General features: G+C 34.5%; 1 pseudogene. It reads left to right on the top strand.

Annotated features, from left to right (window positions below):
* Window positions 1–637, top strand: a pseudogene (locus AB6N09_RS05655) (Rpn family recombination-promoting nuclease/putative transposase); the annotation flags it as partial.

The raw sequence follows: 637 nt of genomic DNA, 5'->3' as shown, positions 1-637 counted from the left end.
AAAAAATGATGTAGCGTTTCGTCGTATCTTTGGTACAGAAAAAAAATAAGGATATTCTTATTCACTTTCTTAATGATATCCTGGGCTTCACTGGCAAAGACGAAATAAAAGAAATAGAGTTCCTCAGTACTATTCAAGATCCTGAAATTGCCTCCAAAAAGCAAAGCATTGTTGATGTTCTCTGCAGAGATGAAAATGGGGTGCAAGTGATCGTCGAAATGCAGGTTGCTAAAACTAAAGGCTTCGAAAAACGCGCACAATACTATGCAGCTAAGGCGTATTCAAGACAGGCTAATAAAGGTGATCAATATGAAGACCTAAAAGAAATTATCTTTATTGCTATAGCAGATTGTATCTTATTTCCTGACAAGTCCGAGTATAAATCAAAATACACTATTCGGGATGAGGATACAAATGAGCATGATTTAAAAGATTTTTATTTCACATTTATTGAGTTGCCAAAATTTCCAAAAACAAAGGAAGACCAATTAGAGAGTATAGTTGAAAAATGGGTCTACTTCTTCAAGTATGCGTAAGAAACTAGTGAAAGAGAGTTGGAAAGGATAATAGGAAGTGACGTAATAATCAAAAAAGCATATGAGGAGCTAAATAGATTCAACTGGTCAGAAAAGGAGTT

Origin of the sequence: Wolbachia endosymbiont of Tettigetta isshikii (assembly GCF_041154185.1) — a bacterium.
GTDB lineage: Bacteria > Pseudomonadota > Alphaproteobacteria > Rickettsiales > Anaplasmataceae > Wolbachia.
The sequence above is the reverse complement of the archived record's forward strand: the minus strand, read 5'-3'. Positions and strand labels throughout refer to the sequence as shown.